We start from the raw sequence: 10,222 nt of genomic DNA on the forward strand, positions 1-10,222 counted from the left end.
GTGCGGTCACAGGCCCGCTTCGAGTACCTCCGGTGGCGCCGCGAGGTCCGGCGGACCGCGTACAGCGCGCTGATCACCGAGGCGGTGACGGCCGAGGAAGGCTTTCGCCAGGCGTGGACCGTGCTGAGCGACGGCGATCCCGCGCGGCTCGACGAGGCGATGGAGCACATGAGGACGGCGGAGAACCTGGTGAGCGCCGTGCGCCGGGCCGCCTCCACGGTGGCGGTGGAGGGGCCGGCGGCGGTCGACCGGTCGGCGGAAGCGCTGATGGCGGCGCTCACCTCGGCCCTGTCCGCCCTGTTCTCCTGGCACGCGGACATCCTGCGGGGCGCCGGCACCGACGGCTGGAAGGACCGTTACGGGGCGCATGTCATGGCGGCCAGGGCACGGCTCAAGGAGTTCTCCGTCGCGGCGCGGGCGGCGCTGGACGACGACACCCACGGGTCGTCGGCCTGACGCGCCGTCACCGGTTCTCGTCGTAAACGACGCGCCTGAGGCGGGGCACGATCTGCTCCAGTGTGGTCCAGCGGCCCGAGCCGTCGCGGAAGATCAGTGCCTTGCCGTCCTCCATCGGCCTCGCTCCGTGCACCTCGTACACCCGCTCGCCGCCCAGGGACACCGCGAAGTCCAGATCCTCGACGCGCGCGAACTCCAGGCGGGACGTTTCGAAGCCCCAGGCACTGGCGGGCCGGACGGCGAGCCTGGCCAGCAGCAGGGCCAGGACCGGACGGCCGCCGCCCGGTTCGACCGCCCGGAACTCACAGCGGAAGGCCAGTCGTACATACGGATCCAGCCACTCCCTCTGGTAGGTGGCCCCCGCCAGGAACTCCAGACGTCCGCTCGCCGAAGGGAGTTCGACCGACACCCACAGAGGGTGCTTGAAATCGCGCCGCTGGTGATCGGTCAGCAGAAACGGCCCGGTCAGGTCCAGGGTCCTGCGAACAGGACCACGAGCAGGGTCACGAGCAGGGCCAGCAGTACGAGCGGCAGGGTCAGGGCGGGCGGCATCCCGGGAAGCAGCGCCGCCCGCCCCGGTGCTTTTGGGGCGCCGCCGACGACCTCCGCGGCCGGCCCCGGAAGCCGCTCGGGCCGCATCGCGGGGTCACCGACCATGCCGCCCTCCACTAGGACGGCCAAAGGCCCGGGCCACGGGGGCAGGGTCTCGATGTCCTCCCCGGACGACACCAGGTTGAGCAGATGTGCCTGTCCTGCCTCCCCGGCCAGCAGCGCGGACAGCCGGTCCGCGAACGCCGCGTCCGCGCCCGGCGCCGCCCGTCCGGCGATCCAGCGCTCTCCGAGCAGTACGCGGGAGGGGACCCCGGCGTCCGGCGCGGGCGGAGCGGGCGGGTCAGGGGCGTGCGCGTCGGGGGCATACGGATCGGAGGCGTACGGGTCGGGGGCCAGGGATGCCAGCGCGGTGGCGAGCCGAGCGGTCAGCTCCGCGCGCTCCGCCGCGAGTTCCGCCGGATGGGCGGCCAGCAGCCGGTCCACCTCCGGGCCGGAACAGAGACCGTCCAGGGTCTCGGACAGCACCCCGCGGCCCTCCGGATGACCGGCGACGTCGCTGAGCCAGCGGGAGGCGAGCGCCCGCACCGTGTGCCGGTCCTCCCCGGCCCCCGTACCTCCGCCCGGTTCCGGGGAGCCGTGCAGAACCAGGGTGTAGTAGATGAGGGTGCCCACGGAGTCGGTTCTGGTGGAGGGCACCCCGCTGATCAGTATCCGCCAGCGCTCTTTCGACGAGACGGCGAGCAGGCACGGCCGTTCGGTGGCGGTCAGCTCCGAGTACGCGTCCCACCAGCGGTTTCCCGGAGCGGGCCCGAGGAAGCCGTAGTCCAGCTTGCGTGGCACACCCCGGGTACGGAGATATATCTGCACAGCAGTCCCTTCGGCGATCAGCTCAGATGGTGCAGACGTGGCCCGTTCTCCCGCCCGGCCAGGGCGGTGAGCACGTCGAAGAGCGACTGGGTGGTGCGCTGCGACTCGGCGAACAGCCGCTCGTCGCTGTCGGCGGCACGCCTGCGGCGGTCGCGCTCGCCGTTGACGTTCAGCCACAGATCGCGGAAGAAGCCCTCGCGCACCTCGGCATGGCCGCGGGAGTGCCGGGCGGTCGTCCGCCTCGTGGCGGTCGTCCGCTCGCTCTGCGCCCGCGCGGTGTCGACCAGCTGCCGGCACAGCAGGGTGATCAGGTCGTCCAGCCCCTTCCGGACGATCTGTCCCGGCGGCCGGACCCGGTACTTGGGCATGAGGACCTCGCCGCCGGGAGACGCCTGGGACTGGACCCAGCGGGCCGATACCAGCTCCACACAGCCGAAGGTGTCGATCGGGAGATAGCGGACCGCCGCGTGCGGGGCCGCGTCCCTGACCGTTTTGAGCACATCGCTGAACTGGTCGGCCACCCTCTCCCGCAGGGTGCCCGCGTGGTCCTGGAGGCTGCCGCTGTCCGAGAGATACGTCTCGCACTTGACCGGACAGAACACGATCATGGCAGGTTCGCCGGACAGCTCCCGCCGGTTCTTCGCCCATCTCAGCACGGCCTGGTTGATCTGGAACACGGACAGATGGGAGGCGAGCAGATGCGCGTGGTCGTCACCGCCGTCCATGAGCAGCACCGAGTCGATCGGCAGGATCAGTACGGAGCTGTCGGCGAGGAACGCCTCGCACTCGTTCCACTTCCGCTCGTCCTCGGTGCCTTCACCGGCCCCCTCCAGCCAGGCGCCCGGATAGTCGAGGATGTCGAACCGGATCTGCAGGTCCTGTCCCCGCGCCTCCAGCAGCAGCCGGAACCAGGAGGGGTCGCTGGTGCTGGGCACCAGACCCGGCTGGAAGACCCGGGCCTTGAGCGCCCCGGAGACCAGGTTGTAGGTGGCGGCCAGCCGGTTGGCGGTCGGCCGGTCCGCGGTGAGCAGATGCACCGAGGAGTCCTGGGCCAGCAGCTGCTGGCCCTCCGTGAGCAGGCTGGCGATCAGCGTGCTCTTGCCCACGCGGCTGGGGGCCAGCAGGCCGATCTTGTATTCGAAGGCCGGGCGCTCGTCCGTCACGACTGCTCCTCCTCGATGACGCCGGAGATGTCCTGTACGACGCGGACCACCCGGGCGAAGCGGCTGTTGGCCTCGTCGATCCCCTGGAACTCCGCCGGCCACAGGTCGTTGCGATAGGACCGGACGAACCGCCGGAACTCCTGGACCGAGGTGCCCGACCGGATCAGGGTGTCCTCGAACTGCTCAACCAGCGCGTGGATGACGGCTGCCGGAACCGCCGCTTCCTGCGACAGCGACTTCTGGATCCGGAACGCCGCCTGCTCGGCGAGGCCGTTGAACAGCTCGTACAGGTCGTCGGCGCCCTCCGCGGTCAGCGGGACGGCGACCTGCTGCATCTGCTCGCCGGTGTCGGGGTGGGTGACCTGGAGGTTCAGCGGGGCGAGGTCCGGGCGGACCCGGGGATAGAGCAGGGTGCGGTACTCCAGCCGTACGTCCAGCAGGCTGTCGACGGCACTGGCCAGACCCGGACAGGGCTGGGAGGACCGGGCGAACAGACCGGCCAGTTCGGCGAGGACATCGTGTCCGGACCGGGCGGCGGGCGTGACGGCGGGCGGGGGTACCGGCGAGGGTTCGGCCGACGCGTCGGCGGCGTGACCGGAGCCGGAACCGGAACCGGAACCGGAGTCTGCGGCGCCCTCGGCCGGGCCGCCCCCTTCGGACCCGAACAGCGCCCCGCACTCGGCCGCCAGCACCACGGCCGTACGGTCCCAGGCAGCGGTGAGCCGTGCCGTGAAGAAGTCGTCCAGTGCCGCGAACCGGCGGCTGATCTCGACCCGGATCCTGCTGAACTCGGGCCCGGCGAACGCCGCCGCGTGCCCTTCGGTGATCATGCAGCTCAGCGCCTCCTCACGCCATGCGTCCGCGCCCTTGCCGAAGCCGTCCCTGATCCAGTCGAGTACGTCCTCGTACGCCTTCGCCACGGCCTCGCCGAATCCCGGGTCCACCATGGAGCCGTGTGCCTCCGCCGCCAGTTCGGCGACCAGCCCCCGCAGCCGGCGGGCGATACCGCTGCGCAGCTGCGCGGCCTTGGCGTCGTTCACCTCCTCCGGCACTCCGGCCCGCCGTGCCACCTGGCCGAGTGCCCGCCGCAGATCGGTGAGCAGCAGTCCGGTACGGTCCCGTACGGCCGAAGCCTGGGTCCGGGTGCCGGCGAGCACCTCGGCGTCCATCACCGGCAGCCCCTGCGCCATCCGCTTCAGCAGCGGGGCGAGGACTTCCCGGCCGACCCGCCCGGGGTCGCGTACGTCGGTCTCGAAGACGGTGAAGAAGCGGTCCGGCTCGCCCCCGTTGAGGTTTCGCAGCAGGTCGCCGCGGAGGTTCTCCGCGAGCGCGGGCTTCTCCGGGTCGACGTTGTGCACCAGATAGGCGAACTCCCCGGTGCTGCGGACAAGGCCCCGCACCTCGTCGAGCAGGCTGAGCCCGGCGGTGTCCGTCTCGTCGAAGAACGAGGAGGTGTCGGACGACCGCTTGACCACCAGTACCGCGTCGACCTCATTGCGCAGACCCGCCACATGGCGCCGGTCGGCGTCGGCGGCCACTTCGCCCAGGCCGGGCAGGTCCACGATGCCGATCCTGGCCATGTGCTCGTGCGGGAAGGCGCACTCGATCCGGGCCTCGCGCACCGCGGCGTAGGCCCGCCCGACCCGCCCGGCCGCCTCGGTGATCTCCTCATGGGTCGGATAGGCCACATACGGCCGCACCTCCTCCAGCGGCACCGTCTTGACCCCGCCGGTCAGCAGCGGCTCGTAGGTGCCCAGGGCGCTGTGCAGTTCACGCAGCCGGGTCAGCAGCACCCGGTCCCGGGTGTCCGGCAGGACGTCCGGGTAGACCCGGCCGCCGAACTCGGCGATCGTGCGGGGCACGGGCGAGAGTTCGAGCGCCGTGTGCAGCGGGAGGATCACCTCGGTGAGGAAGCTCTCCGGGCTGTGCATCTCCAGCTCGGCCCGGCGCATCGCGGGTGAGTGGAAGATCCGGCTGCGCACCGCGGTGACCGGGATGCCGTGCCCGGTCGGGATCTGGTTGTCGTTCAGGCCCGAGACCGACTGCAGCAGGGTGCTCTTGCCCATCCGCGCCGCGCCGCTCACCCCGATGTTGACCGTTGTCCGGGCGAAGCGGGAGGCGATCACCTCGAACGACTCCGCCGCCTTGGCCACGGCCAGCCGGGTCTCCGGCAGCTGCGGAAGTGTCAGGGCCGCCGCCAGTTCGGCGTCCATGGTGGTGTGCGCCCTCAGGTCGGCGAGCGCGCCGTCCAGCTCGTCGAGGTGCTCGCCGAGTGCGCGCCAGCGCGTGCTCTCGTCTCTCACCTCGGGTAGCTGCCGCAGCCTCGCCCGCAGCAGCACATCGATCGCCGTCGAAATTTCCGACATCCGCCCCCCAGTCGCACCGTGGCATCATCCGTCCCCGTGCGTACGGGAACGGGGCACCACTCCCCATCTGGCAGGCAACGTACCGGTGCGAACGTGATTTCGCCCGGACTTCCGCGATTACCGCCTGAAACGGAGCGGCCACACCAGGTCCGCACCGGCACCGGCACAACGGCCGCCCCAGGGACACCGGGAATCCGGGTCGCGGGGAGGTGATGACGGCGCGAGCACGGCCTGGCCGTCCGCGACGGTGCGCACCGCCAGGACCCGTGCGCCGTGTCGTGCCCGGGCGCCGGGCGGCACGGCGGTGGCGGTACGCCACTCCCCGAGGACAGGGGAGCCCGCGGCCGGGTGGTGCACCCCTTCGACCAGCGACGCTGGGGTAGCGTACGGGTGAACCAGGGGCGCGGACCGGTGCGGGTGCCGGCGGGTTCGTCCGCCGACCGCCGTGTGCGGTGTGCGGTGTGCGTCCGTACGGGCGGGTGCCCGGCATCCGGCGGATACCGGCGCCGCGCCGCCGGCCGCCCGGCGGTGCGCGCCGTACCTGTCGGCACCCATCGACCGGTGGAGGGAATCCCATGGCACGGACGAAGGAAGTTCCGTTCGGCGGCCCGTGGAGTGCCCTCCAGGACCTCGGGCGCCTGCGGCCCGAGGGTGCGGCGGAGGAGATCGCGACGCGGATCCAGCGGCTGATCCTCTCGCAGGAGGTCGCCGACGGGTCGCGGCTGCCGTCGGAGCGGGACCTGGCGACCCTGCTGTCCACCAGCCGGGCGACGGTCAGCCAGGCCATCCGTGTCCTGGTGGTCAAGGGACTCGTGGAGTCGCGCCGGGGCTCCGGGGCGTATGTGCGGCTGCGCCCCGAGGTCAGTCTGGCCACGTCGATGAGCCTGATGCTCGATGTGGACCCCGATTCCGTCGACGCGCTCGCCGAACTGCGGCTCTCGCTGGAGTCGACGGGGATCGTCCGGGCGATCGAGCGGGCGACACCGGAGGAACTCGCGGAGGCCGAGCGTGCCCTGCGGCGGCTGGAGCAGAGCGCGGGTGACACGGCGAGCTGGATGAGCGCCGACACGTATTTCCACGAGACGCTGATCAGCGCGTCCCACAACGCCTATCTCGTGTCGATGTTCCACAGCGCACACACCGCTCTGATCAACTACGAGTACCGCACCTGGATCGACAACGGCACAGTGCCCCGCTGGCTGGAGCCGGACCGGATCGCCGCCCTGACCGCGATCCACGAACCGATCCTGCGGGCGGTGCGGCAGCGGGACGTCGACCGGGCGCTGTACACGGTGCGCCATCACCACGAGGTGATGATGCGGCATCTGCGGACCAGCGGGTGAGCCGGCCGGCCCGCCACCGCAGCCGCCGCCACCCCGGCGCCCCAACCGCTGCGGGAGTGCCCGAGGCGGCTCCGAAAACGCCCGCGACCGTACCGAATTCCGCATCGGTACGGTCGCCTGCTCCCCCGCTCCCCGGATCGCGCCCGGGGACGCCCGGTCGAACGCTCCCGTGGCGGTAGCCGGAACGCTCAGTCGAAGTTGTTCCTGCGCCCCTTCCGGACGTAGTCCACGGTCTCGGCGATGTGTCCCTTGCTGTGGATCGCCTTCTGCTTGACCACATGGCCGAACATCTGGATGCCGAAGCCGCCGTCGAGATCGTCGGTGATACGCCGGCGCCAGGGGCGGCGGACGATCTGCGTGGTCAGCCGACGGGTGATGCGCGGCTGGCCCATGATGTGCGCGGCGATGGCCTTGGCGCGATCCAGCAGTTCGCCGCGCGGGAGCACCTCGTTCACCATTCCCCACTCCAGCGCCTGCCGGGCGGAGATCGCCTCTCCGGTGAGCAGCGCGTAGGCGGCGCGCTTCACACCGAGGAGTTCCTGGAAACAGCTGTGGATGCCGTCGCCGGGCACCGAGCCGATGTCGAAGTGGAGATCGAACACCGTCGCGTCGTCCGCGCACAGCGTGATGTCGCACATGAGGACGATCTCGGAGTGGAATCCCGGGCCGTTGAAGATTCCGATGGTGGGGATTTCGAGGTCGTTGATCAGGGAGCTGACATTGATCCGGCCGTCCTTGTAGGCGTATTCGTACGCCCAGTGCGGCATGTCCTCGTCCTCCAGGGCGAAGCCCTCCGGGTCGGCGTCCATCATGAACTCTTCGCCGGACCCCGTGAGGATGAGGACCTCGTTCTCGGGGTCGGCCCCGATGGTCTTGAGCAGCTGGCCGAGCGCGCGATGGTTCTGGACGCTCAGCTGGATGGGCCCATCGAGTGTGTGTGCCCGGGCCACGATGACACCGTCGGTTCGCTCAAGGAGGAAGAAGTCCCGGAACTGCTCCTTGTAGTCGTCGAATCTCGGGGTGGGGATGAATTCTTGCAACGACACGGTGCCCCCTCGGCGGCTGATCGGATTCATGGGAAACGACGGGAGGATTCCCGGCGGCTGCGGTCATGGGCTGGAAACATCCGGTTAGTGGCCTAGCCACTTCCGAAAGCTAACCGCTCCCCCATGAGCAGGTCAAGATCTCGATCAAGGCCGGGAGGTTGGGCCCCCGGCCGCCCGCTCCCCACGCGCCGGCTGCGGAGCAGTGGGGAGTACGACGGCGGGAGGCGCGGCCACACCCCGCAAGCGGAGGACTGCGACCCGGCGCGTACCACCGCTGCGCACATCGTTGACACGCCTCGGAGCCAAACCTAATGTGGCTGAGCCACTAAGGACTGAGGAGGGATCGCCGCCGATGCTGATGCCCACTGCACAACGGATCTCCGATCCGGGTACCCGATGGACGGTCACCGACCCGGCGGAACTGGCGCTCAGGATCCGGCTGAACGCCGTGCGGATGGTGGCTCCCCAGGGCCTCGGCTATCTCGGGCAGGCGCTGTCCGCCGCCGAACAGGTCGCCGCGCTCTTCGCGACCGCACAGCCGGGAAGGGACCGTCTCGTCTGCTCGCCCGGCCACTATGTCATCGCCCCGTTCGCGGCGGCGGTGGCACTCGGGCTGCTGGATGAGTCCGCGATCGACGGGTACGGCAAGAACGGCTCCGCGATCGAGGCCATCGGCACCGAACGCTCGCCGGTGGCCGACTACACCTGCGGCTCCCTCGGCCAGGGCCTGTCGGGTGCGGTCGGCTACGCGCTCTCCGACCGGTTGCGCGGGCACGACACCCGTACGTACGCGATGGTCAGCGACGGCGAGTTGGAGGAAGGACAGGTGTGGGAGGCGGCGATGTTCGCCGCGCACCACGCGCTGGCGGGCCTCACGGTGCTCCTGGACGCCAACAACTCCCAGGTCGACGGACCGGTCGACACCATCACCACCCTGGAGCCCATCGCCGGGAAGTGGTCCTCCTTCGGCTGGCACGCGGCGGACGTGGACGGCCACGACGTCGGCGCCGTCCAGGCGGCACTGCAGGCCGCCGCCGAGGAGACCACGCGCCCGAGCGTGGTCGTCTGCCGCACCTCCACCGGACACGGCCTGGACTGCCTGCCGCCGGACACCGACGGCCACTTCATCAAGCTGCCGCCCGAACTGGCCTCCCTGGCGGTCGGCGAGCTGACCCGCAAGCTGGAGGCCCACCGTGCATGAGCCGCCCTACACCACCCGGCTGAAGCCGTACGGAACCGCGCTGCTGGAGCTGGCGCGCACCCGCCCGGAGGTCCTGTGCCTGAGCGGGGATCTGACCCGCCAGTGCGAGATCGACCTCTTCCAGGAGGAGTTCCCCGAGCGGTTCGTCCACGCCGGAATGGCCGAGGCGAACATGATGGGCATGGCCGGCACACTGGCGCGCTCCGGCCATATCCCCTTCGTCCACACCTTCGGCGTGTTCGCGACCCGCCGCCCCTACGACCAGATCGCCAATGCCATCGCCTACCCCGCCCTGCCCGTGCGGATCATCGGCTTCATGCCCGGCGTCTCCACCCCGGGCGGGCCCAGCCATCAGGCCATCGACGATATGGCGCTCATGCGGACCCTGCCGAACATGACCGTGATCGACGTGGCGGACGCGTCCGAGGTGTCGCAGCTGGCCGCGGCCGTCGTCGATCTCCCGGGCCCGGTCTACGTACGGCTGAAGCGCGGCGAGATCCCCGCCGTCTTCGAGGACGGCCATGTCCTCTCGCTCAAGCGCGCGGAGGTCCTCACCCACGGAAGCGATATCGCCCTGTTCGCCAGCGGCATGATGCTCCCGGCCGCCCTGGCCGCCGCGAGCGCGCTGGAGCCCGCCGGGGTCTCGGTCTCCGTGGTGAACGTGACGACGGTCAAACCTCTTGACTCGGAGACCGTACGGCAGGTGGCGGCCGGGGCCCGGGTGGTCATCACCGCCGAGAACCACCTGGTCACCGGAGGTCTGGGGTCCGCGGTCGCCGAGGCCGTCGCGGAGGCGGGCATCGGGCGGCGGCTGTACCGCGTGGGCCTCCGGGACACCTTCGCCGAGGGTGCGCTGACGGCCCCGTATCTCTTCGACAAGTACGGACTGTCGACCCAGCATCTGATCGATGTCGCCTGGGCGGCCCTCGACCAGCCGGGCGAGGCTCCGACGGCCGCCGTCACCGCCGGCGAGAGCGGGGAGTACTCACCGGTCTGACCCCGCCGGCCGGGGCCGGCCCTCACGACGGGCGGCCAGTCCCGAGCAGCGTTCGGCGAGGCGCTCCACCTAGCTGTAGCCGTCGGTCTCGTGCCGGGGAGAGCTGCCCCGGTTCTGCTCCAGCCAGGCCCGGTTGTACAGGGCCACCGCGGTGCCCCATGCGTCGCCCTGGTCCCGGAAGTCGGCCACCGCCTGATCGAGCAGTTCCTTCCCCCGGTCCCAGTGCCGGCT

Annotated in this window: 9 protein-coding genes; 4 read left to right on the forward strand and 5 right to left on the reverse strand. The window is 70.9% G+C overall.

Annotated features, from left to right (window positions below; all coding sequences use genetic code 11):
• The coding region (locus tag ACWF94_RS22550) for a hypothetical protein (RefSeq protein ID WP_453491207.1) at window positions 1–456 on the forward strand (456 nt) is incomplete at its 5' end.
• A gap of 7 nt (window positions 457–463) precedes the next feature.
• Here ACWF94_RS22550 and ACWF94_RS22555 read toward each other — a convergent pair.
• The 4 genes from ACWF94_RS22555 to ACWF94_RS22570 are packed head-to-tail and all read right to left on the reverse strand — an operon-like array spanning window position 464 to window position 5,404.
• A complete protein-coding gene (locus ACWF94_RS22555) occupies window positions 464–865 on the reverse strand; it encodes a hypothetical protein (RefSeq protein WP_453491210.1) in 402 nt (133 codons plus the stop codon).
• A gap of 56 nt (window positions 866–921) precedes the next feature.
• The gene (locus tag ACWF94_RS22560) at window positions 922–1,875 is read right to left on the reverse strand and encodes a hypothetical protein (RefSeq protein ID WP_453491213.1); all 954 of its coding nucleotides are present in this window, start codon (window positions 1,873–1,875) and stop codon (window positions 922–924) included.
• A gap of 17 nt (window positions 1,876–1,892) precedes the next feature.
• Window positions 1,893–3,038: a hypothetical protein gene (locus ACWF94_RS22565; protein WP_453491216.1), complete on the reverse strand. Its 1,146-nt coding sequence runs from the start codon at window positions 3,036–3,038 to the stop codon at window positions 1,893–1,895.
• Complete coding sequence (locus tag ACWF94_RS22570; RefSeq protein ID WP_453491219.1) at window positions 3,035–5,404, reverse strand: hypothetical protein; 2,370 nt, start codon at window positions 5,402–5,404, stop codon at window positions 3,035–3,037. Before ACWF94_RS22570 ends, ACWF94_RS22565 begins: the two co-directional genes overlap by 4 nt.
• Window positions 5,405–5,979: 575 nt before the next feature.
• On the opposite strand from ACWF94_RS22570, the gene ACWF94_RS22575 reads away from it, so the two are divergent.
• Window positions 5,980–6,747 carry a FadR/GntR family transcriptional regulator gene (locus ACWF94_RS22575; RefSeq protein ID WP_453491222.1) on the forward strand — a complete coding sequence of 256 codons (768 nt, stop codon included), beginning with the start codon at window positions 5,980–5,982 and terminating at the stop codon, window positions 6,745–6,747.
• A 188-nt stretch (window positions 6,748–6,935) separates the two neighbouring features.
• On the opposite strand, the gene ACWF94_RS22580 is transcribed toward ACWF94_RS22575, so the two are convergent.
• Window positions 6,936–7,793: an enoyl-CoA hydratase/isomerase family protein gene (locus ACWF94_RS22580; protein WP_453491225.1), complete on the reverse strand. Its 858-nt coding sequence runs from the start codon at window positions 7,791–7,793 to the stop codon at window positions 6,936–6,938.
• Window positions 7,794–8,151: 358 nt separating this feature from the next.
• Between ACWF94_RS22580 and ACWF94_RS22585 the strand changes: the two genes are divergently transcribed.
• Window positions 8,152–8,994 (forward strand): 1-deoxy-D-xylulose-5-phosphate synthase N-terminal domain-containing protein, encoded by an 843-nt coding sequence (locus ACWF94_RS22585; protein WP_453491228.1) that lies wholly within the window; start codon window positions 8,152–8,154, stop codon window positions 8,992–8,994.
• Window positions 8,987–9,991, forward strand: a complete 1,005-nt coding sequence (locus ACWF94_RS22590; protein WP_453491230.1) for a transketolase family protein — start codon at window positions 8,987–8,989, stop codon at window positions 9,989–9,991. Before ACWF94_RS22585 ends, ACWF94_RS22590 begins: the two co-directional genes overlap by 8 nt.
• Window positions 9,992–10,222 lie beyond the last annotated feature (231 nt).

It is taken from the genome of Streptomyces sp. NPDC055078, from assembly GCF_053607985.1.

Excerpts from the sequence above, each read along its gene's own strand:
- ACWF94_RS22575 (WP_453491222.1), top strand. The coding sequence starts at position 5,980 with ATGGCACGGACGAAGGAAGTTCCGTTCGGCGGCCCGTGGAGTGCCCTC.
- ACWF94_RS22570 (WP_453491219.1), bottom strand. The coding sequence starts at position 5,404 with ATGTCGGAAATTTCGACGGCGATCGATGTGCTGCTGCGGGCGAGGCTG.
- ACWF94_RS22585 (WP_453491228.1), top strand. The coding sequence starts at position 8,152 with ATGCCCACTGCACAACGGATCTCCGATCCGGGTACCCGATGGACGGTC.